25 protein-coding genes are annotated in these 24619 nt (G+C 60.2%); 15 read left to right on the top strand and 10 right to left on the bottom strand.

The features are described from left to right. Positions 1 to 32: 32 nt before the first annotated feature. On the top strand, positions 33 to 1448 hold the full coding sequence (locus tag ACRZ9X_RS00865) for a protein adenylyltransferase SelO (protein WP_480515263.1): 1416 nt from the start codon (positions 33 to 35) through the stop codon (positions 1446 to 1448). A gap of 48 nt (positions 1449 to 1496) precedes the next feature. On the opposite strand, the gene ACRZ9X_RS00860 is transcribed toward ACRZ9X_RS00865, so the two are convergent. After that, positions 1497 to 2384 carry a DMT family transporter gene (locus ACRZ9X_RS00860; protein ID WP_480515261.1) on the bottom strand — a complete coding sequence of 296 codons (888 nt, stop codon included), beginning with the start codon at positions 2382 to 2384 and terminating at the stop codon, positions 1497 to 1499. Between the two features lie 206 nt (positions 2385 to 2590). Between ACRZ9X_RS00860 and ACRZ9X_RS00855 the strand changes: the two genes are divergently transcribed. The 5 genes from ACRZ9X_RS00855 to ACRZ9X_RS00835 all read left to right on the top strand — a co-directional run bounded on the left by ACRZ9X_RS00855 (position 2591) and on the right by ACRZ9X_RS00835 (position 6713). Further along, on the top strand, positions 2591 to 3313 hold the full coding sequence (locus ACRZ9X_RS00855; protein WP_480515259.1) for an endonuclease/exonuclease/phosphatase family protein: 723 nt from the start codon (positions 2591 to 2593) through the stop codon (positions 3311 to 3313). 55 nt (positions 3314 to 3368) lie between these two features. Then, positions 3369 to 3782 (top strand): Fur family transcriptional regulator, encoded by a 414-nt coding sequence (locus ACRZ9X_RS00850; RefSeq protein WP_480515257.1) that lies wholly within the window; start codon positions 3369 to 3371, stop codon positions 3780 to 3782. 176 nt (positions 3783 to 3958) lie between these two features. Continuing rightward, complete coding sequence (gene eno / locus ACRZ9X_RS00845; protein WP_480515255.1) at positions 3959 to 5236, top strand: phosphopyruvate hydratase; 1278 nt, start codon at positions 3959 to 3961, stop codon at positions 5234 to 5236. Between the two features lie 130 nt (positions 5237 to 5366). Then, the gene (locus tag ACRZ9X_RS00840; RefSeq protein WP_480515254.1) at positions 5367 to 6344 is read left to right on the top strand and encodes a formylglycine-generating enzyme family protein; all 978 of its coding nucleotides are present in this window, start codon (positions 5367 to 5369) and stop codon (positions 6342 to 6344) included. A gap of 51 nt (positions 6345 to 6395) precedes the next feature. Beyond that, on the top strand, positions 6396 to 6713 hold the full coding sequence (locus ACRZ9X_RS00835) for a hypothetical protein (RefSeq protein WP_480515252.1): 318 nt from the start codon (positions 6396 to 6398) through the stop codon (positions 6711 to 6713). Positions 6714 to 7008: 295 nt separating this feature from the next. Here the strand turns inward: ACRZ9X_RS00835 and ACRZ9X_RS00830 are convergent, their stop codons facing one another. The 3 genes from ACRZ9X_RS00830 to mazG all read right to left on the bottom strand — a co-directional run bounded on the left by ACRZ9X_RS00830 (position 7009) and on the right by mazG (position 9317). Then, positions 7009 to 7458, bottom strand: coding sequence for a GNAT family N-acetyltransferase (locus ACRZ9X_RS00830; RefSeq protein ID WP_480515250.1), 450 nt, complete (start codon positions 7456 to 7458; stop codon positions 7009 to 7011). Further along, positions 7455 to 8396, bottom strand: coding sequence for a nucleoside hydrolase (locus ACRZ9X_RS00825; RefSeq protein WP_480515248.1), 942 nt, complete (start codon positions 8394 to 8396; stop codon positions 7455 to 7457). The genes ACRZ9X_RS00830 and ACRZ9X_RS00825 overlap by 4 nt, the downstream gene beginning before the upstream one ends. Positions 8397 to 8459: 63 nt before the next feature. Beyond that, complete coding sequence (gene mazG, locus ACRZ9X_RS00820) at positions 8460 to 9317, bottom strand: nucleoside triphosphate pyrophosphohydrolase (RefSeq protein WP_480515246.1); 858 nt, start codon at positions 9315 to 9317, stop codon at positions 8460 to 8462. A gap of 67 nt (positions 9318 to 9384) precedes the next feature. On the opposite strand from mazG, the gene ACRZ9X_RS00815 reads away from it, so the two are divergent. The 4 genes from ACRZ9X_RS00815 (at position 9385) to ACRZ9X_RS00800 (ending at position 13006) form a co-directional block, all read left to right on the top strand. Further along, positions 9385 to 10548 (top strand): M20 aminoacylase family protein, encoded by a 1164-nt coding sequence (locus ACRZ9X_RS00815; protein ID WP_480515244.1) that lies wholly within the window; start codon positions 9385 to 9387, stop codon positions 10546 to 10548. A gap of 12 nt (positions 10549 to 10560) precedes the next feature. Then, positions 10561 to 11526 (top strand): agmatinase, encoded by a 966-nt coding sequence (speB, locus tag ACRZ9X_RS00810; RefSeq protein WP_480515242.1) that lies wholly within the window; start codon positions 10561 to 10563, stop codon positions 11524 to 11526. A gap of 59 nt (positions 11527 to 11585) precedes the next feature. Then, positions 11586 to 12533, top strand: coding sequence for an agmatinase (speB, locus tag ACRZ9X_RS00805; protein ID WP_480515240.1), 948 nt, complete (start codon positions 11586 to 11588; stop codon positions 12531 to 12533). Between the two features lie 65 nt (positions 12534 to 12598). After that, positions 12599 to 13006 (top strand): DUF1499 domain-containing protein, encoded by a 408-nt coding sequence (locus ACRZ9X_RS00800; protein ID WP_480515238.1) that lies wholly within the window; start codon positions 12599 to 12601, stop codon positions 13004 to 13006. On the opposite strand, the gene ACRZ9X_RS00795 is transcribed toward ACRZ9X_RS00800, so the two are convergent. Next, positions 12947 to 13234, bottom strand: coding sequence for a hypothetical protein (locus ACRZ9X_RS00795; protein WP_480515237.1), 288 nt, complete (start codon positions 13232 to 13234; stop codon positions 12947 to 12949). The two genes, ACRZ9X_RS00800 and ACRZ9X_RS00795, sit on opposite strands and share 60 nt — an antisense overlap. Positions 13235 to 13297: 63 nt before the next feature. Here ACRZ9X_RS00795 and prfA point away from each other — a divergent pair, with 63 nt between their 5' ends. The 3 genes from prfA to ACRZ9X_RS00780 all read left to right on the top strand — a co-directional run bounded on the left by prfA (position 13298) and on the right by ACRZ9X_RS00780 (position 16005). Then, positions 13298 to 14353 carry a peptide chain release factor 1 gene (gene prfA, locus ACRZ9X_RS00790; protein WP_480515887.1) on the top strand — a complete coding sequence of 352 codons (1056 nt, stop codon included), beginning with the start codon at positions 13298 to 13300 and terminating at the stop codon, positions 14351 to 14353. Then, positions 14350 to 15195 carry a peptide chain release factor N(5)-glutamine methyltransferase gene (gene prmC / locus ACRZ9X_RS00785; protein ID WP_480515235.1) on the top strand — a complete coding sequence of 282 codons (846 nt, stop codon included), beginning with the start codon at positions 14350 to 14352 and terminating at the stop codon, positions 15193 to 15195. The genes prfA and prmC overlap by 4 nt, the downstream gene beginning before the upstream one ends. Positions 15196 to 15435: 240 nt before the next feature. Continuing rightward, positions 15436 to 16005: a DUF4167 domain-containing protein gene (locus ACRZ9X_RS00780; protein WP_480515234.1), complete on the top strand. Its 570-nt coding sequence runs from the start codon at positions 15436 to 15438 to the stop codon at positions 16003 to 16005. 55 nt (positions 16006 to 16060) lie between these two features. Here the strand turns inward: ACRZ9X_RS00780 and rsmA are convergent, their stop codons facing one another. From rsmA to lptG, 5 genes are all read right to left on the bottom strand, one after another. Beyond that, positions 16061 to 16903: a 16S rRNA (adenine(1518)-N(6)/adenine(1519)-N(6))-dimethyltransferase RsmA gene (gene rsmA / locus ACRZ9X_RS00775; protein ID WP_480515232.1), complete on the bottom strand. Its 843-nt coding sequence runs from the start codon at positions 16901 to 16903 to the stop codon at positions 16061 to 16063. 84 nt (positions 16904 to 16987) lie between these two features. After that, positions 16988 to 17953 carry a 4-hydroxythreonine-4-phosphate dehydrogenase PdxA gene (pdxA, locus tag ACRZ9X_RS00770; RefSeq protein WP_480515230.1) on the bottom strand — a complete coding sequence of 322 codons (966 nt, stop codon included), beginning with the start codon at positions 17951 to 17953 and terminating at the stop codon, positions 16988 to 16990. Then, positions 17950 to 19194, bottom strand: a complete 1245-nt coding sequence (locus ACRZ9X_RS00765) for a peptidylprolyl isomerase (RefSeq protein ID WP_480515229.1) — start codon at positions 19192 to 19194, stop codon at positions 17950 to 17952. Before ACRZ9X_RS00765 ends, pdxA begins: the two co-directional genes overlap by 4 nt. Further along, positions 19185 to 21353, bottom strand: coding sequence for an LPS-assembly protein LptD (locus ACRZ9X_RS00760; RefSeq protein WP_480515227.1), 2169 nt, complete (start codon positions 21351 to 21353; stop codon positions 19185 to 19187). Before ACRZ9X_RS00760 ends, ACRZ9X_RS00765 begins: the two co-directional genes overlap by 10 nt. Next, positions 21353 to 22453 carry an LPS export ABC transporter permease LptG gene (gene lptG / locus ACRZ9X_RS00755; RefSeq protein WP_480515225.1) on the bottom strand — a complete coding sequence of 367 codons (1101 nt, stop codon included), beginning with the start codon at positions 22451 to 22453 and terminating at the stop codon, positions 21353 to 21355. The genes ACRZ9X_RS00760 and lptG overlap by 1 nt, the downstream gene beginning before the upstream one ends. Before the next feature lie 230 nt (positions 22454 to 22683). On the opposite strand from lptG, the gene ACRZ9X_RS00750 reads away from it, so the two are divergent. Beyond that, on the top strand, positions 22684 to 24150 hold the full coding sequence (locus ACRZ9X_RS00750; protein ID WP_480515223.1) for a leucyl aminopeptidase: 1467 nt from the start codon (positions 22684 to 22686) through the stop codon (positions 24148 to 24150). A gap of 6 nt (positions 24151 to 24156) precedes the next feature. Then, positions 24157 to 24618 carry a DNA polymerase III subunit chi gene (locus ACRZ9X_RS00745; protein ID WP_480515221.1) on the top strand — a complete coding sequence of 154 codons (462 nt, stop codon included), beginning with the start codon at positions 24157 to 24159 and terminating at the stop codon, positions 24616 to 24618. The last annotated feature ends 1 nt before the right edge of the window (position 24619 follow it).

Genomic DNA, 24619 nt, shown 5'->3' with positions numbered 1-24619 from the left:
GTATTTGCGTCGAACAGGAATAAGTAACCCGCATGACCCTGACGATCCCATTCGATAACAGCTATGCCCGGCTGCCCAACAGTTTTTATGCCCGACAGGCGCCAGTGCCAGTGCGGGCCCCCCGGCTGATTGCGTTCAATTCGGAGCTTGCGCGAATTTTACGCGTTACTCCGGGCGATGTTGAGGATATGGCCGAGGCGTTTTCCGGCAACGCGTTGCCCGCCGGGGCCGAGCCCCTTGCACAGCTTTATTCCGGCCATCAGTTCGGATCTTACAATCCGCAGCTTGGGGATGGGCGCGCGGTTCTGCTGGGCGAGACCGTGGGCACTGACGGTGTGCGCCGCGATATACAATTGAAAGGGTCGGGGCCGACGCCATTTTCGCGACAGGGCGACGGGCGTGCATGGTTGGGGCCTGTATTGCGCGAATATGTCGTATCCGAAGCGATGCACGCGCTTGGCATTCCCACCACCCGCGCGCTGGCGGCGGTTGAGACTGGCGAGGTCGTACTGCGCGAGGGGCCGATGCCCGGCGCCGTTCTGACCCGTGTGGCCCGGAGCCATCTGCGGGTTGGCACGTTCCAGGTGTTTGCTGCCCGCGGGCAGTTGGACAGTTTGCGCCGTCTGACAGATTACGCCATTCAACGCCATTACCCGGATGCTGACGGCCCGATGGGCCTGTTGCGGGCGGTGGTCGGGGCGCAATCCCAGCTGGTTGCTGCGTGGATGAGTGTGGGCTTTATCCACGGCGTCATGAACACCGACAATTGCTCGATCGCGGGCGAGACCATTGATTATGGGCCCTGTGCTTTCATGGACGGCTATCATCCGAATACCGTTTTCAGTTCCATCGACCGGACCGGGCGGTATGCTTATTCCAATCAGCCCGACATCGCGGTGTGGAATGCGGCCCAGCTGGCGACGGCGCTGATCCAGCAGATGGATGACAAGGACGCTGCGGTAGAGGAAGCGACCGAGATCGTGCACGCCATGCCTGATCTGTTGCAGCAGTGCTGGCTTGAGCGTTTCCGGGCCAAGATCGGGCTGGCGACAGCGGAAGAGGGGGATGCCGAGATGATCTCGGATCTTCTGGTCCGGATGGCGCAGAACCAGGCGGATTTCACCAATACTTTCCGTACACTGGGTTCTGATGCGGCGCGGGATCAGTTTGTGGACCCCACCGCCTATGATCAATGGGCCGAGGGATGGGTGGCGCGCAGGCGGCGCGAGGGGGCAGCGGCCGATCTTGCTGTGGTCAACCCGGCTTTTATCCCGCGTAACCACCGGATCGAGCAGATGATACAGGCGGCGGTACAGGGCGATTATGGACCCTTTGTTCGGTTGAGTGAGGTTCTGGCAGAGCCGTACGCAGATCAGCCGGACGCTGCGGAATATGCGAGACCGCCAGCAGAGACCGAAGTGGTTCACGCGACATTTTGTGGTACATAGCGCGCGTGGTGTGATCCGGTTCGTGTACTCGACGCGTGCCGATTCCGACTATTTTCGCACGATCTCCAGCACCGCCGCGCTGACGATCAGGGTCGCGCCGATAAGTTCGCGCAGCCCGAAGGGTTCTCCTGACAAGGCCGCGGCTGAGGCGAGGCCAACGACGACCTCGCTCATCAGCAAAATACCGACCCGTCCCGGTGATAGCTGCGTTGCGGGCCAGATCGTCATGAAGACCATCGGCAATGTGTAAAGCGCCGAAAGCAGAACAAATGTCAGAACCCGGGCCTGATCGTCTAGGGCGATGGATGGCAACACCTCGCCGCGCAGAAAGACAAGGCTGAACAGCGACAGAATCAATGCGCCTGCGACGAAGGCAAAGACTTGGCCGGACACGGAAACGCTGCTGGTTTTGTAAAGGCCCAAAGTGCCAAGCGCCCAGCAGAAGCCCGAGGCAAGTGCCAGCCAATCGCCGATATTCTGGGGCCATGGCACCAGCCCGGTTTCGCCGAGGACGACAAATAATCCTGCCAGACCGGAAATCAGGCCCGCAAGACGTTGCCTGCTGAGACGTTCGCCCAGAAACAGGACGCCCAGCAGCGTGCCCCAGATCGGTGTCAGGTAGAAAAGAATGATCGAACGGACAACGTCGGTATAGACCAGACTGATCGAATAAAGGCTGAACGCCGCCCCGGTGAACATCCCGCTCAGTATCAGATTGCGCCATTGCGCGGCCAGCATCTGACGTTCGCGCCAGATCAGAGGCGTCAGCGCAAGTGTTGCGACGCTGTACATCGCAATGCCCGGCCAAGGTCCGGTCAGCCCGAGATCCAGCAGGAAGCGCACCGGAATCCAGTACAGACCCCACATCATGCCACCGATCACCAGAACAACACCGGCGCGCATATGGGTGCCTGGCTGTACTTCGTTCGAAATCACGGCTGAACCTCGCGCGTTGGTCCGTTGGTGGCTTTCTCATCGGGATAAAGCCACTCGGTGTCCGGGATCAACCATCTCGGCCAAGTATTGATCAGTTTTCAGGCGGCGCGCGGGGGTGAGTCCGCTTCTGTCACATCATCGAGATGAAAGGGTTGCGCCCGGCGTTCAGAATGGCACTTTGTGGACAGTCGTCTGATCGGGGTCTCATGCAAACTCATCCAACCCTGCGCATTGCCAGTTACAACATCCAGAAATGCGTCGGGCTGGACTTTCGACGCCAGCCCCAGAGGATCATGCAGGTGATCGACGGTATGCAGGCCGATATCGTGGTGCTGCAAGAGGCCGACAAGCGCCTGCCGCCGCGCCCTGCCGCGCTGCCGCATTTCATGCTGGACGAAGCCGGATGGCAGGTGGTTGATCTGGGCGGCGCGGGCAGTCTGGGTTGGCATGGCAATGCCGTAATCTGGCGCGGCGATGCGATCCGGGAACGGCGCAAAGGGCATCACGAACTTCCGGGTCTGGAACCGCGCGGTGCTGTTCGGGTAGAATTTGACACGCCCATCGGACCGCTGCGGGTCATGGGGATGCATCTGGGCTTGTTGCCAGCGTCCCGCCGCCAGCAGATCACGCATATCCGGCGTTGCGACGCGGACCTTGACCAGATGCCCACGGTCTGGGCCGGGGATTTCAACGAATGGTCGCGCCAACCCGTTCTGGATCATCTGGCGCCTGACATGCGCTTTCTGCCGCCCGTTCCCAGTTTCCCGGCTGCTCAGCCGCTGGGCGCGCTGGATCGGATCGCGCTGGGCGCCGGGCTGGAGGCGGTTGTGCACGGTGTGCATGACGCGCGACCGGCGCATATCGCATCAGACCATCTGCCCATTTGGGCCGACCTGCGGCGTGTAGCCCATGAGGCGTTTCCCCGGTAGCGCGCGCCGCGCAGACATATTAAGACAGAGAACCGAATAAGCCCCGAGGGTCACCATGTCCGATACGATCATCTCTCGCTGCGAAGCAAAAGGCCTGCGTATGACAGGCCAGCGCAGGACCATTGCGCAAGTTCTGCAGCAAAGCGCGGATCACCCGGACGTAGAGGAGCTGTATGCGCGGGCTTCGAAAGTAGATTCGGGCATCTCTATCGCGACAGTCTATCGCACGGTGAAACTGTTCGAAGAGGCCGGGATTCTGGAGCGCCTGGAATTTGGCGACGGCCGTTCGCGGTATGAAGATGCCGAGCGTGATCATCATGATCACCTGATCGACGTGCAGTCAGGCGAGGTGATCGAGTTTGTGGATCCCGAAATCGAAGCCCTGCAGGAGAAGATTGCCGCCAAACTGGGCTACAAGCTCAAAGGGCATCGTCTTGAATTATACGGTGTTCCGCTAGACAAAGACTGACCGCCTGGGACAGGACAGGTTCGCGTCTGGGGCTTTGTTCTGTTTGTATCTGACGGATCGTCGCAGTTTGGCGCAAACAGTGCCATGAGGCTCCGTTAGCGATAACATCCATGGTTTACTTTTTGTGATGGGCTGCTATGACGCCTGCAACCGAATGCAGCCACAGGGACGGCCTCATGAGCACGATCATCGACATCCACGCACGCGAAATTCTGGACAGCCGGGGCAATCCGACGGTCGAGGTTGACGTGATTTTGGAAGACGGCACCATGGGCCGCGCGGCGGTACCCTCGGGCGCATCAACCGGCGCCTATGAGGCGGTGGAAAAGCGCGACGGTGACAAAGCGCGCTACATGGGCAAGGGCGTACTTGAGGCTGTTGCTGCCGTGAACGGCGAGATTGCCGAGGAACTGGTGGGCTTTGACGCGACTGAACAGGTCGCCATCGATCAGGCCGTGATCGAACTGGATGGGACCGAAAACAAAGGCCGTCTGGGCGCGAACGCCATTCTGGGTGTCTCACTGGCGACCGCGAAGGCAGCGGCGGATTTCACCACGCAGCCTTTGTATCGCTATGTCGGCGGCACCTCGGCCCGCATCCTGCCGGTTCCGATGATGAACATCATCAACGGCGGCGAGCACGCGGACAACCCGATCGACATTCAGGAATTCATGATCATGCCGGTCTCGGCCAGCAATATCCGCGATGCGGTGCGCATGGGGTCCGAGGTGTTCCATACGCTGAAGAAAGAGCTGTCTGCCGCTGGTCTGGCCACCGGTGTGGGCGATGAGGGTGGCTTTGCCCCGAACATCGCCTCGACCCGCGAGGCATTGGATTTCATTCTGAAATCCATCGAAAAGGCGGGCTATCGCCCTGGCGAAGAAATCCATCTGGCATTGGATTGCGCGGCGACCGAATATTACAAGGACGGCAAATACGTTCTGTCGGGCGAGGGCAAAACCCTGACCTCCGAGGAAAACGCGGCCTATCTGGCGGCGCTGGTCAATGACTATCCGATCATTTCCATCGAAGACGGCATGTCCGAGGATGACTGGGACGGCTGGAAAGCCCTGACCGACGCCATTGGTAACGAAGTGCAACTGGTCGGTGACGACCTGTTCGTGACCAACCCCGAACGGCTGGCCGAAGGGATCGACCGTGGTTGCGCCAACTCGATGCTGGTCAAGGTCAACCAGATCGGGTCGCTCACCGAAACCCTGCGCGCCGTCGATATGGCCCATCGCGCGCGGTACACCAATGTGATGTCCCACCGCTCGGGCGAGACCGAGGACGCCACGATTGCCGATCTGGCCGTGGCAACCAATTGCGGACAGATTAAAACCGGCTCGCTTGCGCGCTCGGACCGGTTGGCCAAGTACAACCAGCTGATCCGCATCGAGGAATCTCTGGGTGAGGTCGCAGAATATGCCGGGGCGTCGATCCTGAAGCGCTAAACCAGTCCAGACAAAGACTTTGACCGGTCCCTGCCACAGGGGCCGGTTTTTCGTTGCATCGGGGCCCTACATGTTTTCTTCCACGACAATGCTGGCATAAGTTGTGCGGGTTGATTGGAGAATACGCATCTTGCTTAACAAACAACTCCTGATGGCCTGCCTCCTGAACATGCTGTCGCTGCCTGCTTGGGCTGAGTACAAGCTGACCGATGGCTCGACGGTTTCGCCGCTTGAGATGTTTCAGGAATGCGACGTCTGCCCCGAGATGATCGTTTTGCCGCTAGGCGATTTCATCATGGGCGGTCCTCCCGGTGAGTCGAAGCTGAATGTCCACTTGGAAGTCGGAAACATTCGCCTTGTCACGCCAGATGATCCCTACATTGCTTATCAAGAAGGACCGTTACACAAAGTGACAATCGACGTGCCGATCGCCATGGGCCGCAACGAAATTACCTACGATGAATGGATGACGTGCGTGGCGGATGGCGGGTGCGGTGGATATGTGCCACAAGACTATGTGCTTCGAAGAAACGCGCCCCGTGCCAAGATCACCGGAAAACATCCGGTCATCACTGTGTCTTACCTTGATGCCGTTTCGTACACCAATTGGCTCAATACAAAAGTTGGTGCGGATGTTTATCGTCTGCCAACCGAGGCTGAGTGGGAGTATGCCGCGCGCGCTGGCACCCAAACGCCCTTTGCGCAGGGGGAGGAAGTCACAACCGACCAAGTGAATTTCCTCGGACGCGCGACTGAAAAAATGCTGGGAGAAAAACGCCCCGAGTTAGCGTCGCGTGGGAAACCGGTTCCCGTGGATGAGCTTGATGCAGCGAATGCGTGGGGGCTTCGGCACATGTCCGGGAACGTTGCGGAGGAAACCATGTCGTGTTGGACGGACAGGCATAAAGATTGGGCGTATTCCAGCATCTACCTGCAGCAAGCTCTCAATACAAAGTGTCAAAGAACTGTAACGCGGGGAGGGGCATATCCAGCTGCAATGGATTATTCGCGGGTTGCTGTGAGAGGTAGCGGAGTGGTGGGGTCTAAATCCCATGTTTCGGGCTTTCGCGTGCTGAGGCAGTTGAACAGTCTCCAGGTTGTTAAGTAGGCTGACCGAAGATGTTCACGGGTTTTCATATTCACTGACAAGGGGATACTTATGATCGCCGTCAAATACTTACTCGGCTGCACAGCCCTTTTGTTTCTGCCGCAGATTGCCTTGGCCGAGCAGCCCCCCAAAGCTGTATGCCAGAAAATGGTCGAAACCGATCCCAGCGGCGACATCACGATGGAAGAGTGCCTGTGTACATATAACGTGGCTGATACGGTGCTGGATGATGACATCAAGACTCTGTTGTTCCGGTCCTGGTTCACAGGTGAAAATGTCACCGATCAGTTAAAGGCCCTGCCACAGCCAAAGCGCGTGCCGCGGCAGTTCAAAACCATGGAGCAGACAATGCGAAAGAACTGCACCTGACGGGCGCGCAGCCCCAAGATTGGCCCAAAAAGCCGAAAAAAGTTAACAAAAGTTGAATTTTGTGTGAAATTGTTCCTACAGGCAACGCCGGTTTCCTCTTACTCTGATCCCATAGCAGAGAGGAGAACGTTATGTCTGTTTCCAGATTTGTACTCGTAATTTCAATGCTTTCTGCCGGTCTTCTGGCCGCATGCTCCGAGCCTGGCACCTATCCGGTAACGGGCATGGAAGTGTCTCAGAATGACCCTGTCAAAGAGATGTATAATCCGGGCCTGATTTTCCGCGGAGAATCACGCTAGAGCCTTTTGCTCATCAATGCGTATTGGTCGCGCAGCCTGAACCCTGACCGCAGATAGAGTTTTTGCGCGGCCTCATTGTTACGATCTACTTCCAGATGCAGCGCCGTCAGCCCGGCTCCGGCCAGGGCTTTGGGGAGATCGTGCAGAACCTCGGTTGCGATGCCGCGGCCGCGTACGGCAGGGCGGATATAGATCTCGTCAACAAAAGCATCCATGCCGCCGAATTCGACGGACCAGCCGAAGGTCAGGATGATGTAACCCAACGGCGCACGTCCGGGGCCGATCAGGTAGATGCAACCATGCGGTATCCCCTCCAGCAAGGGGGACAAAGCGTTACGACGCACATCATCATCCTGCGTAATCCCTTCTTCCGAATGAAATGCAGCGACCAGCATCATCAGACGGTCCAGGTCTTCGGGGCGGGCAAGGCGAAGGGCGGCGCTCATAGCAATGCCAGCCGTTCGGTGAGAAGGGCAAAGAAGCCGTCGGCGTCCAGATCCCCCATGAAGGTCGCGTTGGGTGCACGATCGGTGACGCCCCACCAATCGGCGACGGTCATCCCCATGGTCAGCTCGGACTGGGTCTCGATCTCGACATTCACGAAGCGGCCCGAGAACAGGTCTGGCCTGATCAGATAGGCGGTGACGCAGGGATCGTGCAGCGGTGCGCCTTCCGAGCCGTATTTGTTCTTGTCGAACCGTTCGAAGAAATCAGTCATCTGAGCCACGGCGATACCGACCCGGTTGCCAAGCGCGCGGAAGGCGTCGTTGCGGGGTTTGGTCACCAGCGCTTTATGGGTGACATCCAGCGACATGACGACGACAGGCCTGCCGGATTTAAATACGATATCAGCGGCTTCGGGGTCGACGTGGATGTTGAACTCCGCCGTGGGTGTGATGTTGCCAACTTCGAAATAGGCGCCGCCCATCAGGACGATCTCCTGCACCCGGTCTACAATGTCGGGGGCCTTTTGGAAGGCGGTGGCAATGTTGGTCAGCGGCCCCAGCGGGCAGAGGGTCACGGTCCCGGGCGCATGCGCGCGCAGGGTGTCGATGATGAAATCAACCGCGTGACCTGTGGTCAGTTGCATCTGAGGGTCCGGCAGGTCGGGGCCGTCCAGCCCGGTTTTGCCATGCACATGCTCGGCCGTGACAAGGGGGCGGTTCAGTGGGCGGTCACATCCGGCATAAACGGGGATCTCGGTGCGGCCGGCCAATTCGCAGACAGTCCTGGCATTTTTGGCGGTCAGTTCCAGTGGCACGTTTCCGGCGACGGCGGTGATGCCCAGAACTTCGATCTCTTCAGGGCTGGCAAGCGCCAGCAGAATGGCGACGGCGTCGTCCTGACCGGGGTCGGTGTCGATGATGATCTTGCGGGGGGGCATGGTCGTCTCCGGGGGTGGTGAAGGTCGGACACTCGCAAGTGTGGCGACGCTTGTCTACCCGTTTTAGTTGTCCGCAACGATATCCACCGGCGGGAGTTTGCCGTTAGCGCGGTGTTCCTCAAGCTTCACCTCATCCCACAGCGCGTCCATCTCGGCCAGATCGCTTTGGTTGGGGGTTTTGCCGCGTTCTGCCAGCCGGGCTTCGACCTTCTCAAAACGGCGGGTGAACTTGGCGTTGGTGCGCCGCAGGGCAGCCTCGGGTTCGATGCCCAGATGGCGGCCGAGGTTGACCATGACGAACAGGAGGTCCCCGAATTCGTCCTCAAGCGCGTCGGCATCCTTGGCATTGCGGGCTTCTTCCAACTCGGCGGCTTCTTCGGTGATCTTGGCCAGCACATGGCTGGCGTCGGGCCAGTCGAACCCCACGCGTGCGGCGCGTTTCTGCAGCTTGTGGGCGCGCAGCAGGGCGGGCAGGTTGGCGGCCACACCGTCCAGCGCACCTTTCTGTTCTTTGCCTGCGCGCTCAGCCGCTTTGATGGTTTCCCAATCGCGGGTTTGCTGGTCGGCGGACTTGTCGCGGGACTCGTCGCCGAACACATGCGGATGGCGGGCGACCATCTTGTCAGACATGGTACGGACCACGTCCTGAAAAGTGAAATGCCCAGCTTCTTCAGCCATTTGCGCGTGGAAGACCGATTGGAACAGCAGGTCGCCGAGTTCGCCTTTCAACTCGTCATAGGCCTCGCGTTCGATGGCGTCTGCGACCTCATAGGCTTCTTCGATCGTGTAGGGGGCGATGGTAGCAAAATCCTGTTCGATGTCCCATGGGCAGCCGGTTTGCGGGTCACGCAGGCGGCGCATGATTTCCAGCAGGCGTTCAATGCCTGCGTCCGTATCGTGGATCAGAGGATTTTCGGCCATTGCGAACCCTTTCGTTCCGGTGTCAGATGCCATCCATCCCGCAGTCCCGATCAGGAGTCCACCCCAGATGCCCGTCGTCAACCGAATTGCCGATTACGCCGCCGATATGGCCGCTTGGCGCCAGCACCTGCATACGATCCCCGAGCTGGAGTTCGAATGCTATGAGACCGCCGCTTTTGTGGCCGAGCGGCTGCGCGAGTTCGGGGTGGATGAGCTGCACGAGGGGATCGCCAAGACGGGCATGGTCGCGATTATCAATGGGCAGGCGGACGGCCCAACCATCGGCCTGCGGGCGGATATGGACGCGCTGCCGATCACCGAGGAGACGGGGCTGGACTACGCTTCGACCAATCCCGGCAAGATGCACGCTTGCGGGCATGACGGGCATACCACGATGCTGCTGGGGGCCGCGCGCTATCTGGCTGAGACGCGGAATTTCGCGGGCCGCGTGGCGCTGATCTTTCAGCCTGCCGAGGAAGAGGGCGGTGGCGCAGGGGTCATGGTCGAAGAGGGTATCATGGAGCGGTTCGATATCTCTCAGGTCTACGGCATCCACAACGATCCGGGGAATCCTGAGGGCGCGTTTTACACAACACCCGGGCCAATCATGGCGGCGGTGGACACGTTCGAGATTCATATTCAGGGGGTCGGCGGCCATGGGGCCATGCCGCATCAGACCAAGGATCCGGTGATGGCGGCCTGCGGGATTGCGCAGGCGATCCAGACGATTGTCAGTCGCAATCACTATGCGGTCGAGGACCTGGTGGTCTCGGTCACGCAGATCCACGCCGGGACGGTGAACAACGTGATCCCCGACACCGCTTATCTGAACGGCACGGTGCGCACGTTTGACCCGTCGGTACAGAAGATGGTGATGGAGCGAATGGAGCAGATCGTGGCGGGGCAGGCGGCTTCCTACGGGGTTGAGGCGCGGCTGGACTATCAGGTGGGCTATCCGGCGACGATCAACGACGCCGAGAAGGCGGCGTTCGCGGCAGACGTCGCGCGCGAGGTGTCCGGCGCAGAGCGTGTGGTCGACGATATGGGCCGCGATATGGGGGCCGAAGATTTCTCGTACATGCTGCAAGCCCGCCCCGGTGCGTATCTGTTCATGGGGCAGGGCGAGGGCGCGGGGCTGCATCATCCAAAATACAACTTCAATGACGATGTCGCGCCGGTTGGCGCCTCCTTCTTTGCGCGGATCGTCGAAAAGGCGCAGCCCTTGGGCTGATGAGGACAAGACATGGCACTGGAAGATTCAAAGAACTACGTCGACGAGGCGTTCACCAACCCCGAGCTGAAAGGTGTTTCGTATGAAAACACTTTTGGCGGCGCAACGTCGTTCCTGCGGCGCCTTTATACCAAGGACCTGACAGGCGCGGATATCGCGGTGACCGGTATTCCGTTCGATCAGGCGGTGACCAATCGCCCCGGCACCCGTCTTGGCCCCCGCGCGATCCGCGAGGCCAGTGCGCTGCAATCGCCCGATGAACCCTATGGCTGGCCGTTCAAGGCGCTGAATGAGCTGGCAGTGGTCGATTATGGCGATCTGGCCTATGACTACGCCAATATCCCGGCCTTTCCCGACACGTTGACCGATCACATCCGTACCATTCTGAAGGCCAATGTCGCCTCGGTCGCGCTGGGGGGGGATCACTATATCAGCTTCCCGATCCTCAAGGCTTATGCCGAGAAATACGGGCCGATGTCCTTGCTGCAATTCGATGCGCATACGGATACGTGGGCCGATGACGATATGTCCCGCGTGGATCATGGGACGATGTTCTACAAGGCGGTGAAATCGGGGATCGTGGACCCCAAACGCTCGGTTCAGGTGGGGATACGGACGACCAATGAGGACACGCTGGGCGTCAACATCATCGACGCGCGCGAGGTCTACGAATCCGGCCCCGCCGCCGTGGCGCAGAAGATCAAGGGTATCCTCGGCGACAGCCCGGTGTACCTGAGCTTTGACATTGATGGTCTGGACCCCGCCTTTGCCCCCGGCACCGGCACACCGGTCTGGGGTGGGCTGAGTTCCATTCAGGCGCAGATCATCCTGCGCGACATTGCCGGGATCAACATCAAGGGCGGCGACGTGGTCGAGGTGTCTCCCCCCTATGACACCTCCGGCGCGACGGCGATTGCGGGGGCCCATGTTGCGACCCAGATCATTTGCCTGTTGGGCTGGAACAAGCTGAGGCCTTAACCTTTGGTTAGGCATAATTCCGGTATCTGCTGGATGAGGCACCAGATCGGAGAGAACACATGACCCAATACAACCAACCGATTGGCGGCAACGATCTGGCGCGGTTCTCGGGGCCGAATACGTTCATGCGGCTGCCGCAGGCGGCCTCGCTGGACGGGTTGGATGTGGCGGTGCTGGGCATTCCGATGGATATCGGCACCTCATGGCGGTCGGGCACGCGGTTCGGACCCAAGCAGATCCGCAGCGAAAGCGCGATGATCCGGCCTTATAACATGGCCAATGGAGCGGCTCCGTTCGATAATCTGCAGATTGCCGATATCGGTGATCTTGCGATCAACACCTTCTCGCTGGCAGACAGCCTGAAGATCATCAAGGACAGCTATGACGGTATTCTGGCGCAGGATGTGATCCCGGTGGCGATGGGCGGCGATCATTCAATCACCCTGCCGATCCTGCGGGCAATTGCCGAGAAACATGGCCCGATGGCGCTGGTTCATGTGGACGCCCATGCCGACGTCAATGATGAGATGTTCGGCGAGAAGGAAACCCACGGCACCGTTTTCCGTCGCGCCTATGAGGAAAAGCTGATCGTCGCCGACAAGACCTTCCAGATCGGTATTCGCGGCTCGGGCTATGCCGCCAGCGACTTTTCCGAAGCGCAAGGCTGGGGTTTCCAGCAATTCCCGGCCTGGGAGTTGTGGCAGCAGAACCTGACCGAGATCGGATCCCGCATCCGCAAGACAATCGGCGACCACCCGACTTATATCACCTACGATATCGACAGCCTTGATCCGGCTTACGCCCCCGGAACCGGCACGCCCGAGATCGGAGGTCTGACCACCCCGCAAGCTTTGCAACTGATCCATGCGCTGCAGGGGTTGAAGGTGGTGGGTTGCGATCTGGTCGAGGTCTCTCCGCCTTACGATCCGTCCGGTAACACGGCGCTGACGGCGGCGAACCTGCTGTTCGAAATGTTGTGCATCCTGCCCGGTGTGACGTCACGGTAGCGAGGCTGTTCCGGTCTTGCCTGACAGGGTGATCCGAATAGTTTGAGCGAAACGAAAGGTTCGGGATGAAAAAGATGGTTCTGCTCGTGCTGGTTGCGTTGGTCGTCCTGGCCGGGGCCTACATTCGCATGGCTCCGTCCGATCCTGTTAAATGGCATGTCGCACCTGACGCAACGACCGATCTGGACATGCGGGGCGGTGTTGTCCGCGTTGTCGAAATCGGTCCGGATGGGTTGGCCCGGCTCGACACACTTGCGCGCGCGACTCCGCGAACCGCGGTGCTGGCCGGGTCGGTGGAAGAGGGGATGATCACCTATGTCACCCGCACCAAGGTGTTCGGGTTTCCCGACTATACGACCGTGCTGCGAGACGGTGATACGCTGCGCATTCATGCCCGTCTGCGGTTTGGACGGTCAGATTTTGGGGTAAATCGTGATCGGGTTGAAGGATGGCTCGTCGCCCTCCAATCCTGAGGATAAGCAGCCGTCCTGAACCTCGCGCCACATCGGCACGTTTAGCGACATCTGGCATTGCGCCATAAACATGCGTCCGTCCACCTGCAAACAGATCATCTCGCCCAACTCGATGCGCGAGCCGGATTTATCCGTGCAATAACAATCGCGAACCTTGCCATCCGGACCGACATAATCTGCCATCGCAGGTGTGACAATCAGCGAAAAAACGAAAAACAACCCCTTCATGACGGTTAGCTTAGCATATGCTGGGGCCTTGACCAACGCTCCGGGATGATAGACACCGCCGGGATGATCCCCGAAGAACGCCTTGAACAGATAACACAGCGATTCCAGTACCTCGAAGCGGCCATGGCCGATGGGGCTTCGGGCGGGGATATTGCGGCTTTGGCCAAGGAATATTCCGACCTCAAGCCGGTGGTCGATCAGATCATGGGGTGGCGCCAATTGGTGGCCGATTTGGCCGAGGCGCAAGCGATGCTGGCCGATCCGGACATGAAAGAGCTGGCGGAAGAGGAAATCCCCGACCTGCAGGCCCGAATCCCCGAGGCTGAACACGCGCTGCAACTGGCGTTGTTGCCCAGGGACGCGGCCGACGCGCGCCCGGCGATGCTGGAAATTCGCCCCGGGACAGGTGGCGACGAGGCGGCCCTATTCGCCGGAGACCTGCTGCGCATGTATCAACGCTATGCCGAAGCGCGCGGCTGGCAGTTTGAGATCATCGAGGAACAAGCCTCGGATCTGGGCGGCATCAAAGAGGTCGTGGCGCATATCAAGGGCGATAACGTTTTCGCGCGGATGAAATACGAATCCGGCGTGCATCGCGTGCAGCGTGTCCCGGAGACGGAAAGCGGCGGACGTATACATACCTCCGCCGCGACGGTGGCGGTGCTGCCCGAGGCCGAGGATGTGGACATTCAGATCGACGCAAATGATATCCGTATCGACACGATGCGCAGTTCGGGGGCAGGTGGGCAGCATGTGAACACCACCGACTCGGCGGTGCGGATCACGCACCTTCCCAGTGGGATCGTGGTGACCAGTTCCGAGAAATCCCAGCACCGCAACCGTGAGATTGCGATGCAAGTGCTGAAAACGCGCCTTTATGATCTGGAACGGCAGCGGATCGACAGTGAACGGTCCGCCGATCGCGCCAGTCAGGTGGGCTCGGGCGACCGGTCGGAACGGATCAGGACCTATAATTTCCCGCAAGGGCGGATGACCGATCACCGTATCAATCTGACGCTGTATAAGCTGGATCAGGTGATGCAGGGCGATCTGGATGAGGTGATTGACGCATTGACCGCAGATGATCAGGCCCGGCTGCTGGCGGAGATGGCGCAATGATCGCGGCGCTGACAGCGGCTCAGGCCATGGTGGCCGCAACAGCGCGTTTGCGAGCGGCCGGCGTACCCGATCCGGCGCGGGACGCACGGGTTTTGCTGGCCCATGCGGCACGGATCGAAGCCAGCCGGGTGACGCTGATCGCGCCCGAGGAACTGCCGGTCGATATCGCAGAGCGCTATGACCAGCTGATATCGCTGCGCGCCATCCGGGTGCCGGTTTCGCATCTGTTGGGAGAGCGCGAATTCTACGGCCGCCGCTTCAAGGTCAGCCGCGATGTGCTGGATCCGCGCCCCGAGACCGAGACGCTGATCGAGGCGGCGTTGAGTGAGCCGTTCGATTATGTACTGGACTTGGGCGTGGGGTCGGGGTGTATCCTGATCACTTTGCTGGCGGAACGGGCAAGCGCCTCGGGGCTGGGTATTGATCTGAGCGAATCGGCCTGCCTGCAGGCCAGCGCCAATGCCGTCCAGCATCAGGTGCAGACGCGTTTGGAAATTCGGAAATCCGACTGGTTTGGCGACATTGATGGTAGATTTGACCTCATTGTCTCCAACCCGCCATATATTTCGATTGATGAAATGGAGGCTCTGTCGCCGGAAGTGCGCGAACATGAGCCCAGATTGGCCCTGACCGACGAAGGGGATGGTTTGGGGGCATATCGCCGGATCGCGGCGGGCGCGCCGGATTTTCTGATGCCTGACGGGCGGTTGCTGGTGGAAATTGGCCCAACGCAGGGCGTGCAGGTCTGTGCCTTGTTCGATGCGGCCGGGTTGTGCGATACGCGGATTATCCCAGATCTGGACGGTCGTGATCGCGTCGTTTTTGCCCGAATGCCCCTTTGATCGGGCGTTTTGAGGCTGAAAAACGCCGATCAATGTAAAAAAGCTGCGAATTGTGGGACAAAGCTCTTGTCTGAGGCCTCAGGACGTGTTTACTCAGGATTAGTCGGAGAGGTTGACGCTGTCTCAGCGGGCCCCTGACGCCAAGCCCAAAAACGTCGACACCGTGTCACATCTAAGGCCTTTGAGCAGTGTAAGACGCGGACGGATCGACAGTGTAAGACAAGGCTGACGTAAAGTAAGATGAGATCTTCCAAATCCCGCTCGCGGGCCAAGAATAACCGCAATCGCCCTTCTGGCGGCAACGTCGTTAACCGGGTTTTCGACAGCTCGGGTCCCGAAGGCAAGGTGCGTGGCACGCCGCAGCAGATCATAGACAAGTATAACCAGCTGGCCCGCGATGCTCAGCTTTCCAATGACCGTGTGGCGGCTGAGAACTTCCAGCAGCACGCCGAGCATTACCTGCGCTTGCTCAGTGAGGCGCAGCGTGAAATGGAAGCGCGCCGGGAAGAGCAGGAGCGGCAGAACCGCGAACGCCAGGCCGAGCGTGACCGTGAACGCGCCGAGCGTCAGGAACGCGAAGCCGCGCGCCAGGCTGACCCGGCGGAAGCACCACAGCCGGATGTGATGGGTTTCACGCCCGATGTCGCGCCGGAAAGTGGTCTGGTCGAGACGCCGGAAAGCAAAGGTTCAGAGCCTGCCGCACCGGAGAAAAAGGAAAAGCCGGCACGCAAACCCCGCGCCCGCAAGCCCAAGCCTGCAGCCGAGGATCCCGCCAAGGACAAGGGTGATGCGCCGGAAGCGGCTGAGTAAGCCCTGAGCGATCGATTTTGCAAACCCCGAGGCCCGCGCTTCGGGGTTTTTCGATTCAGAGGTTTTGAACTTCGCGAGCGAGGGCGCAGAACGCCTCGAGCGGGACCTGCTCGGCGCGCTCGGTCGGTTGAATACCCGCGGCCAACAGACGGTCTTCGATATCCGGGGCGACGCCTTTCAACGACGCGCGCAGCATTTTGCGTCTTTGATTGAAAGCGGCTGCGACGACGCGAGACAGCGTGGATGCATCGGCTGGAAAGCGAGGTTGGGGCAGAGCGGTCAGGTGGACCACGGCGCTTGAGACCTTTGGTGGAGGGGTGAAGGCCCCGGGCGGCAACGACATCGCGATGCGCGCCTCGGCCCGCCACTGGGCGAGGATGGCAAGGCGGCCGTAGGTCTTGCTGCCGGGCTGTGCCACGATACGTTCAGCCACTTCACGCTGGAACATCAGGGTCAGGCTTTGCCAGAACGGCGGCCATTCGGGCGGCGTTAGCCAGCGCACCAGAAGTTCGGTTCCCACGTTATAGGGCAGGTTGGCAGCCACCCGGATGGGCGGTGTCAGATGTCTGAGCGGGTCGATTTCCAGTGCATCGCCGTTGATGACATCCAGACGTCCGGGATAGGCAGTTGCGATCTCGGTCAGGGCGGCAATACAGCGGGTGTCCTTTTCCACCGCCACAACTTTGCGCGCACCCTCGGACAGCAACCCCCGGGTCAGACCGCCGGGGCCGGGGCCAATTTCCAGAACGTCGCATTGCGTCAGATCCCCGGCCTGACGCGCGATCTTGGCGGTCAGGTTGAGATCCAAGAGGAAGTTCTGGCCCAGCGATTTGCGGGCTGAAAGCTGGTGGGTTGCGATGACTTCACGCAGCGGAGGAAGGGTGTCGATGGCGCTCATGATCCAATCACCGTGGCGCGTTTTGGCCGGGCAGCGCCAGAGGTTTTTTGCCTCCGGCGGGGATATTTTCAGCCAGGTGAAGCATCAAGGGGTTTGTGCCATACGTCGGGCGAGTTTCAGAGCCTCGATCAGGCTGGTCGGGTTGGCAATGCCTTGTCCGGCGATGTCCAGCGCAGTGCCATGGTCGGGCGAGGTGCGAATGAAGGGCAGGCCCAGCGTCACGTTCACGCCCCGGTCGAAATCCAGCGTCTTGATCGGGATCAGCGCCTGATCGTGATACATGGCAATGGCCGCGTCGTACCGCGTGCGTGCAGCCGCGTGGAACAAGGTATCCGCCGGGTGGGGCCCGGTGAGTGTGTAGGTATCAGGGTTCAGGCTGGTGATCAGATCGTTGATCCAGTCAAGCTCTTCAGAGCCCATTTTGCCGCCTTCACCGGCATGGGGGTTGAGACCGGCGATAGCGATCCGGGGCGTGGCGATGCCGAATTGGGTGCGAAGGCCGCGGGCTGTGATCTCGATGGTTTCCCGCAGCAGATCCGCCGTCAGTTTTGCGGGAACCTGAGACAGAGGGATGTGAATCGTCGCTGGGACCACACGCAACTGGTCGCTGGCCAGCATCATGACGACCCGATCTCGGCCTGCCAGCGCGGCCAGAAATTCAGTGTGACCGGGATAGGCAAACCCGGCACCATCGATCAGGGCCTTCTTGTGGATCGGCGCGGTACACAGGGCTGCGGCCTTGCCGGATGTGACCAGAGACACGCCGTCCTTGATGGACTGAATGACCTGTGCTGCATTTTGCGGATCAGGGCGGCCCGGCACGTTCTTGGATGGGAAGTCGAGCTGCAGGACCGGCAGCGCATGGGCGCAGATGGATGATGCTGCTGACGGATCGTCGATCTGTTGGGTTGGCGTGCCTTTTGGCAGGTGGTCTGCGTCACCGATATAGAAAAACGGGCAATCCTCGCGCAGCGCGGCCCAGGCTTTTGCGGCGATTTCAGGTCCTATTCCAGCCGGATCGCCGCAGCTGAGCGCAATTGGCGCGGTCATTGATCGACGATGACGGCGTCGGCTCTGAGCTGTTCCAGCAAGCTGTCGGAAAACGCCTGAAGCCGTTGTTGTGTCAGCGCGTTGGCCACATCCGCGCGCGATGTGTCCTCGCCCAAATCGCGGGTGCGTCCACACAGCATCAGGAACATCAGAGTTTGTCCGTTGTTGCGCGTCAGCGCGGTGGACACCTCATTGGGATCCAGCTTGCCAAGCTCCAGTGCGATGTCGCGGGGGATGTTGGCCGGGCTTGCCGTGGTCCGCTCCAGTACTTCAGGAGGCTGATCCTTGACGATCCCGTAGAGGTCATCGCAATTGTCCACGTTTTCAGTCAGCTGAGCGGCGGCAGACAGGGTTTCTGCGCTGCGCCCGCCGGGCAGCAGGTATACTGCGTAGTCGATCTCGGAATATTGCGGCGTGCCTGCCGCAACCTCGCGCAACCCGCGCATCTGGAACAGGGCCACGGCGTTGGGCAGGGAAATCGGCTCGGTAATCTGGCCGTTTTCCAGACCCAGAATGACCGGTTGAAGGGCCGGGGGCAGGTTGCTCAAGGGCAGCCATTCCAGCCGTCCGCCATTGTCACGTGTGGCTGCCGCTGAATACTGTGTAGCTGCTGACGAGAACGCCTCTTGCCCTGTCAGCAGCGCGATTTCATCCGCCAGGGCCTGAGCTTGCGGCAATGTTTGCGGGGTCACGGGGATGATGATTTCCGACAGCAGAACTTGCAAACCGCCCCCGCCGCCTTGCCCGAGCGCGCGATTGATCTCGTCTTCGCTGGGACGGGCCTGCGACAGAAAGCGGGCGCTGATATAGTTGCGCCAGGCCAGTTGGTCGGCAATGAAATCCCGTACGGTTTCCTGATCCACGCCGGCTTCGCCGAGAATTTGCAGGAACTGTTCGGTGGTCAGTTGGCCGCGAGACGCGAATTCGTCGATCCCGGCCTGAACATCCTCGGGCGAGGCGGAGATTCCGGCCTGTTGCATCGCCTGTTTGCGCAACCGGTCGTCGATCAGAGCCTGCCGCACTTCGTCTTCCGAGCTGCCGGGGACACCGAGCAGGTCGAGGAATTGCTGGCGTTGCTGCAGCTCGTACCAGGTGACGATGTCCTGATTGACTCGCACAGCCGGCGAAAACAGGCTTTGCGCAAATGCCTGCGGGGCAGAGGTGGCAAGCACTGCCGCGGTCAGAACGGCCTTACAGGGGCCGGAACGGAAAAAGGTGGTGAGTCCTGAGATCAGCTGCATGTCTTTTTGAACTTCTTGCCTTCGCCTGCGACAGAATACCCGGTGAGAGCTACGGTAAAGCCGAATTCTGTCGAAGGCTCAATACTTGATGTCGATGTAAAGCGTCGGCTGACAGACATGTTAACCTGAACGCATTCGTTTCTGTACGTGAGGCCAAACCCATACCGCAAGGGTTCAGTTTCGCTCACATCATAGCGCCAGCTTGCGCGGGTCAGCCAGTTTTGGTCGATGGCATGACGCCCGGTCAGCAATATCTCGGAGATTTCGTCGCCACCGGTTTCCGCCTCATCGGGTTCCAGCCAGACATAGCTACCGGTCAACAGTGTTTCACCCTGTGACCAAGCGCTTCGAATTTCGGCCTTGGTAAAGCTGAAATCACTGTTGAGAAGACCCCGCGCGGCCAGAGACAGCCCGTTGCCATTCTGCAGTTGCCCGGCCAGCAGGACGTCCGACTTGGATCCCTGCAAGCCCGAGGTCAGTGTGAAATCGGGGTCTGAGTCGCTGCGGAACACCTGTCCTACGGTTGCCCGCGCCTGCCAGCCGCCGGGTGCAAATCGGGCCCAGTTCAGGCCAAACACGGCAGCAGTGCCGTCTTCCCTGCGGTCTTCGGCGGGAAAGCGGGACAGGGACAGCAGGTTGCCCTGATCGAATTCCTGAAAGGTGCTTTCATCGTTGGGAACATCCGTGTTGGTCACATGAGTCCATCCCAACTGAGCGATGGGTTCCAGATATTGGGTGGCGCCCCCCTGTTCGCGCCGGACCATCGGATACCGCAGGGTAAAGGCGGCGCGTGGCGTTGCCCGGGTGATCTGGTTGGGAAATTCGCTGTCATTCTGGATGTCGAACGTGTCGACCGACGCCCCCAGTTGCGCCTGTGCCCGCAAGCCGGTCGCAAAGGTCCAGCCGCGCAACCATTCAGCATCTGCCGTTGCACGCGCCACGTCGCGGCCCAGAACGTCCTGACTGCTGGTGCGATGATGGGTATGCCCGATAAAGGCCAGTTCAACCTCGCCGCCGATGGACTTGGGGAAATACCGTTTTCGATAGTCGATATCGAACACGCGCGAGGGGATTTCATCCTGATCCTCGCTGTCGCGCAGCGTTTTGAAATGTATGAAGCTGGTCCGAAACGCGGTATCGCGATTGATCCGTTCCAGCGCGACTTCGCTGCGCAGGCGGTCAAGGTCGGGGTTTCCGAACCCGTAATCGGCCAGATAGGCGTCGTCCGAGGCGGTCTCGATATCAAAGGTCAGCCGGAAATCGTTCTTCAGAAGGAAATAGCCGTCGGCAAAGAAGAACCCGCGATCCTGATCTTCCTGCAGGTCGTCCCGGGTATGAGCGCCGCGCAAGCGAATGCGTCCGTTTTTGAAGGCTTGCCGATACCGATAGCCCAGAGTGCGTGTGTTGGGCGAAAGATACGGCGTCAGCGTCAGGTCCTTGTGATCCCCAAGCTTGAAGAAATAAGGCACTTGCAAGCCGGTTCCCAGCTGCGAGGTGGTCCGGATCGAGGGCACAAGGAAACCGGTTGCCCGGTCCAGAGTCGGGTCGGGCAGGCGCAGGACCGGAAAGTAGAAAACCGGCAGGTCAAGAATGCGGAACTGCGCGCCTTCGAAATACAGCTGCCTCTCAAGCTGATCATGGGTGACCTTGCGGGCACGGATTTGCCAAAGCGGGGGCCTGCCATTGGCGCAGACATGGCACGAGGTCGCGGCCACTTTGCTGAACTGCGTATACCGCCCCGACACCCGGTTGGCCTGAACCGATGCGACCTGCACTTGCTGGTCGAACACCATGCGCGCTCCGGTCAGTAACCCGTTCTGGATGCCGCTGTCCAATTGCGCGGAATCGGCCAGCAGAGTGGACTGCCCGCCCTGATCGATACGAATCGGACCGGTCAGGTTCAGCTCTCCGGTGTCGCGGTCAAAGGTTACACGGCTTGCCGTCAGCTTGGTATCGCCCTGATAGGCTTCGACATTGCCTTCGGCGACAAGAAGGCGGTCGGGCGTGATGAAAATCTTGTCCGCGATCAGCAGAGCCGGCTGGTCCTGCTGGGCGGCATCCGCGGGCGGTTCCGGGGCGGTCGGGTTCGACTGAGCCATGACCTCGGGCGCGGTCAGTGCCAGCGCGCCAAGCATAACCAGAGGAAGCAAACTGCGCATCAGCCATCCTCCGCATGTAGCAAAAGGCCGAGCGACAGCATGATGGCGGCAAACGGCGGCGCCCAGGCAGCGACCAGAATGGGCAGCTGTCCGTTTTCCCCCAAAATCTGCGCGAAGTTACGCACGAAATAGATACCGAACCCCAGCAAAACGGCTGTCAGGATCGCGATGCCGGTGCCGCCGAAACGCACATGGCGCATGGTAAAGGCGGCTCCGATCAGGACCATCGATACCAGAAACAGCGGGCGGGCCAGCTGTACCTGCAGCCAGACTTCATATTGCTTGGTGGAAAACCCCGCTTCGCGCAGGTCGCGGATCAGCTGCGGCAGGTCATAGACCGAGACCGATTCCTGTTTGCCCAGCGTGTCAAGAATCCGGTCGCGCGTCAGCGTTGTCGGTAGGTTCAGAACCTCGTGGCTGATGGCGTTGGCTTCGGGGTTCAAATCGTCCTGAATAGGCCAGACCTTGGCCTGATGCAGCGCCCAGTGTCCGTTCTCAAGCTGGGCCGTCTTCGCCGAAATCTGCTCGTTGGGTTTGCCATCCGCCGAAAAGGTCGTGATCGTGACATCGCGCAGCCCCAGCTTGTCGCCGTTGAGGGTGCCGGTGGCATGGATGACGGACTGTCCGGCGGCCGATCCCTGCCGCAGCCAAAGCCCTTCGCGGCTGATGGACAGGGTCGAGCTGCCATTGTTGCGATAATCATCTGACAGGCGCTGGAACTCTTCCGAAGTCGCCGCCGAGATCGGATTCAGCAGGGCCACGGCCAGAACCCCAATGATAAGCGCCAGAAAGCACGGGGCGACCAAGGCCCGGATACCCGAGCGTCCGATGGCCCGCGTTACCACCAGTTCCGAGCTGCGCGCCAATCCGACGAACAGGGCAATCGTCGCCAGAATGGTTAGCAGAGGCAGCATTTCACCAATTGCGGCAGGTGTATTCAGCAGCGTCAGTTGCAAAAGTTGCCCGAACGACAGTTTGGCGTCATCGAAGCGCCGGACCTGTTCGATCAGATCGATCAGGATCATCAGCGTCAGAAAAATCCCGCCGATCACAACAAAGCTTTGGATAAAACGCCGGGCAAAGTATCGGTCTAGGATCACGCGGACGCTCCGGGGTGTGCGTGATCGTAGAGAATCACATAAGCCGCGTCACCGCGCAATAACATACGCGACGGCCTATTCCTGCCGAATACTGCCAAGATGTTTCCCCCGATGCCTGCCGGTTATTTTCCGGCGACCTTACTGCAATTGCGACGCTTGGAAAACTGATATCTGGTCAACTGCGACCTTGCGGGCTAGGTCTTGGGGAACGCATTGAACAGGAGCATGGCATGAGCAGTTTGGTACCGGTCCGTTTTACCCCCTTTGATCTGGATGCAATGGCTGCGGCCGAAGGTCGTGTGGCCATTATCATCCCCGAGGATGGCAAGATGAACCCCGCTGCGCGGCGCGCGAACCGGCTGACCAAGGGCGCAGTGGCACGCCTTGTCGAAAGTGACCGGTTCGGCAAGGCCAAAACCGGCGACGTGATCTCGCTGGCGTGGCCCGCCGGGATGGCTGCCGAGGCATTGGATGTGCTGGTTCTGCCGCGCCGTCCCGATGCGGATGAAGCCCGCAAGGCAGGGGTCGCGCTGGCCAAACTGTCTGGCGGCAAGGCGCTTCTGGTCATGGCCTCCAATCAGGTGAGAGTCGCGGATCTGGCACTTGGGATTGTGCTACGCAGCTATGATTTCGACGCGCACAAGACCAAGGACTCGGACCCGATGGGCGAGGTGGTCATCAGCCATTCGAAATCGGATGAGGCTGAAGCCATGTTTGCCCCCCTTTATGCAGTGGCGGACGGCGTACGCATGACCCGCGACCTGACCAACGAACCGGCCAACATCCTGACCACGACCGAGTTCGCCGACCGTCTGGCCGAGATGCAGGACCTGGGCCTTGAGGTGGAGGTTCTGGAAGAGGACAAGCTGGCCGAGTTGGGCATGCGAACGCTGCTAAGCGTCGGGCAGGGGTCGGACAGCCCCTCGAAAGTGGTGGTCATGCACTGGAAAGGCGGGGACACCGATGACGCGCCGCTGGCTTTGATCGGCAAGGGTGTGGTGTTTGACACCGGCGGCATCTCGCTGAAACCGGCCGGTGGCATGGAAGACATGACCATGGATATGGGCGGTGCGGGTGTCGTCGCGGGGACCATGCGGGCGCTGGCCAAGCGCAAAGCCAAGGCCAATGTTGTGGGGCTGGTCGGGCTGGTCGAGAACATGCCCTCGGGCAATGCCACGCGCCCGGGCGATGTGGTGAAGTCGATGAAGGGTGACACGGTCGAGATCATCAACACCGATGCCGAAGGTCGTTTGGTGCTGTGTGACGTGATGTGGTACGCGCAGGAGCGGTTCAGCCCGGTGGGCATGGTCGATCTGGCGACGCTCACCGGTGCCATCATCATCGGGCTGGGGCATGAGAATGCAGGTGTGTTTTCCAACAATGACACATTCTGCGAAGCCTTCCTGAAGTCGGCCAAGGCCGAAGACGAGGGCGCATGGCGGATGCCCTTGGGCGACGCATATGACAAGATGCTGAAATCGCGGATCGCGGATATGAAAAATGTGGGTGGACGGCCTGCCGGATCGATCACGGCCGCACAATTCCTGCAAAGGTTCGTGAAAGAGGACACGCCGTGGATTCACCTGGATATCGCGGGTGTGGCCTCGGTCGCTGCCGAGACCTCTTATGCGCCGAAGGGGGCAACCGGGTGGGGCGTACGCGCGCTGAGCCGGTTTGTGCAGGACAATTTCGAGTAACGTATTATGGGCGCTGTCTATTTCTATCACCTGACCCAACGTCCGTTGGAGCACACTTTGCCCGTGTTGCTGGACAAGGCGCGGCAGGCCGGGTGGAGGATTGCCGTGCGCGGAACGGAGTCCGCACGGATGGACTGGCTGGACGAAAAACTGTGGCTGGGGCCCGAGGACGGGTTCCTGCCGCATGGCCGTGCCGGAGGACCGCATGACGCAGCTCAGCCGATCCTGCTGACAACCGGCGAGGCCGAAGCGGGCAACAACCCGGCCTGCCTGATGTCGGTGGACGGGGCAAGCGTTGCACCGGATGAGGTGAATGGTCTGGAACGGGTATGTATCCTGTTTGATGGCAATGACGCCGCCGCGGTTCAGCATGCGCGCGGGCAGTGGAAGGCTCTGACCAGCGCGGGGTGTTCGGCACAATACTGGTCCGAGGAATCGGGTCGTTGGGAAAAGAAGGCCGAGGCGTAAG

This window comes from Ruegeria sp. AL1 (genome assembly GCF_056540905.1).
This window is presented reverse-complemented; position numbering and strand designations above follow the sequence as displayed.

Coding starts and splice junctions, on each gene's coding strand:
- rsmA (WP_480515232.1), bottom strand. CDS start 16,903: ATGAGCGCCATCGACACCCTTCCTCCGCTGCGTGAAGTCATCGCAACC.
- ACRZ9X_RS00765 (WP_480515229.1), bottom strand. CDS start 19,194: ATGCAGCTGATCTCAGGACTCACCACCTTTTTCCGTTCCGGCCCCTGT.
- ACRZ9X_RS00800 (WP_480515238.1), top strand. CDS start 12,599: ATGAAAAAGATGGTTCTGCTCGTGCTGGTTGCGTTGGTCGTCCTGGCC.
- eno (WP_480515255.1), top strand. CDS start 3,959: ATGAGCACGATCATCGACATCCACGCACGCGAAATTCTGGACAGCCGG.
- ACRZ9X_RS00745 (WP_480515221.1), top strand. CDS start 24,157: ATGGGCGCTGTCTATTTCTATCACCTGACCCAACGTCCGTTGGAGCAC.
- prfA (WP_480515887.1), top strand. CDS start 13,298: ATGATCCCCGAAGAACGCCTTGAACAGATAACACAGCGATTCCAGTAC.
- ACRZ9X_RS00830 (WP_480515250.1), bottom strand. CDS start 7,458: ATGAGCGCCGCCCTTCGCCTTGCCCGCCCCGAAGACCTGGACCGTCTG.
- ACRZ9X_RS00780 (WP_480515234.1), top strand. CDS start 15,436: ATGAGATCTTCCAAATCCCGCTCGCGGGCCAAGAATAACCGCAATCGC.
- speB (WP_480515242.1), top strand. CDS start 10,561: ATGGCACTGGAAGATTCAAAGAACTACGTCGACGAGGCGTTCACCAAC.
- ACRZ9X_RS00825 (WP_480515248.1), bottom strand. CDS start 8,396: ATGCCCCCCCGCAAGATCATCATCGACACCGACCCCGGTCAGGACGAC.
- ACRZ9X_RS00815 (WP_480515244.1), top strand. CDS start 9,385: ATGCCCGTCGTCAACCGAATTGCCGATTACGCCGCCGATATGGCCGCT.
- pdxA (WP_480515230.1), bottom strand. CDS start 17,953: ATGACCGCGCCAATTGCGCTCAGCTGCGGCGATCCGGCTGGAATAGGA.
- ACRZ9X_RS00795 (WP_480515237.1), bottom strand. CDS start 13,234: ATGAAGGGGTTGTTTTTCGTTTTTTCGCTGATTGTCACACCTGCGATG.
- speB (WP_480515240.1), top strand. CDS start 11,586: ATGACCCAATACAACCAACCGATTGGCGGCAACGATCTGGCGCGGTTC.
- ACRZ9X_RS00835 (WP_480515252.1), top strand. CDS start 6,396: ATGATCGCCGTCAAATACTTACTCGGCTGCACAGCCCTTTTGTTTCTG.
- ACRZ9X_RS00760 (WP_480515227.1), bottom strand. CDS start 21,353: ATGCGCAGTTTGCTTCCTCTGGTTATGCTTGGCGCGCTGGCACTGACC.
- ACRZ9X_RS00750 (WP_480515223.1), top strand. CDS start 22,684: ATGAGCAGTTTGGTACCGGTCCGTTTTACCCCCTTTGATCTGGATGCA.
- ACRZ9X_RS00855 (WP_480515259.1), top strand. CDS start 2,591: ATGCAAACTCATCCAACCCTGCGCATTGCCAGTTACAACATCCAGAAA.
- ACRZ9X_RS00850 (WP_480515257.1), top strand. CDS start 3,369: ATGTCCGATACGATCATCTCTCGCTGCGAAGCAAAAGGCCTGCGTATG.
- mazG (WP_480515246.1), bottom strand. CDS start 9,317: ATGGCCGAAAATCCTCTGATCCACGATACGGACGCAGGCATTGAACGC.
- prmC (WP_480515235.1), top strand. CDS start 14,350: ATGATCGCGGCGCTGACAGCGGCTCAGGCCATGGTGGCCGCAACAGCG.
- ACRZ9X_RS00865 (WP_480515263.1), top strand. CDS start 33: ATGACCCTGACGATCCCATTCGATAACAGCTATGCCCGGCTGCCCAAC.